This is a genomic window from Methylobacterium sp. B1 (assembly GCF_000333255.1).
In the GTDB taxonomy this organism is placed as follows: domain Bacteria; phylum Pseudomonadota; class Alphaproteobacteria; order Rhizobiales; family Beijerinckiaceae; genus Methylobacterium; species Methylobacterium fujisawaense.
This window is the reverse complement of record NZ_BACT01000081.1, coordinates 1-906: the sequence shown is the minus strand read 5'-3', so window position 1 is coordinate 906 and position 906 is coordinate 1. Positions and strand designations below refer to the sequence as shown.

1 protein-coding gene and 1 pseudogene are annotated in these 906 nt (G+C 70.8%); both read right to left on the bottom strand.

All coding sequences use genetic code 11. From position 1 onward, the window contains the following. A partial coding sequence (locus tag I53_RS02330; RefSeq protein ID WP_043346209.1) for a hypothetical protein occupies positions 1-376 on the bottom strand: 376 nt, incomplete at its 3' end. Continuing rightward, a pseudogene (locus tag I53_RS33635) lies at positions 376-906 on the bottom strand (phage tail protein); the annotation flags it as partial. The pseudogene I53_RS33635 and the gene I53_RS02330, both read right to left, overlap by 1 nt.

The window sequence follows — 906 nt, the reverse complement described above, 5'->3', positions numbered from 1 at the left end:
GCCGGTCCATCACGCCGCGGTAGAGCGTGTACAGGCCGCCCAGCGGCGCGAGGTCGGCGCCGTAGAGCTGCAGGTAGACGCGGCAGTCGCGGCCCTTCACCGCGGTCCGGGCGTCGATCACGTCGCGGGCGATCTCCGGCCCGACGCCGGCGAGGGTGAAGGTCACCAAAGGGGCGATGCCGCCGACCGCGCTCTCGATATCCGAGACCGATCCCAGCCCGCCCAGGCCCTGCCAGTCGTGGCCGCCGGCCCGGAGCGTGCCGAACCCGGCATGGACCCGCTGCGGGGCATCGCGGAAGTCGAAGAAGGCCAGGATTTCGGCGGTGATGGTTTCGCCCCGAAGAGCGGCTGCGCCGGCTTCGTCGAAGATCGACATCAGCCCATCCGCGCGTAGCGCCTCTGCCCGGTGGCGACGATCCCGTTGATGTTCCGGCTGATGGTCTGATGCACCTGTGCCATGCCGGCCGAGACCCCGCGCTGGATGGCGGCCTGGATCTCGCTATTGCCCTGCGCACCACGGGCGTCGATCGCGATGGCGACGGGTTGCGGACCGTCGCCTGCTGCGTTCGCGTTTGCGGGCATCGGCATGTTCGGGAGCGCCGCGAGGTTGGGCATGGCGAATCCGACCGGGCCACCGTCGGCGTAGCCGGGCAAGCCGAGCCGCATGGCGTTGACCACGTGCGGGCCGCCAAAGCGGGCGACATCCGCCTGCGACCACACCACCTCGCCGGCGTGCACGATGCCGGCCGGCTGGTTGCGGCCCCCGTAACCGGTGAAGCCGCCGTCGGCGAAACCGAACAGGGCACCCAGGCCACCGCTACCCTTGAAGAGGGATCCGACCAGGGAATCCATCAGGCCGCCGAGCAGCTTGTCGCCGACGCGCGAGAGGACGCTTCCGAAGGCCTG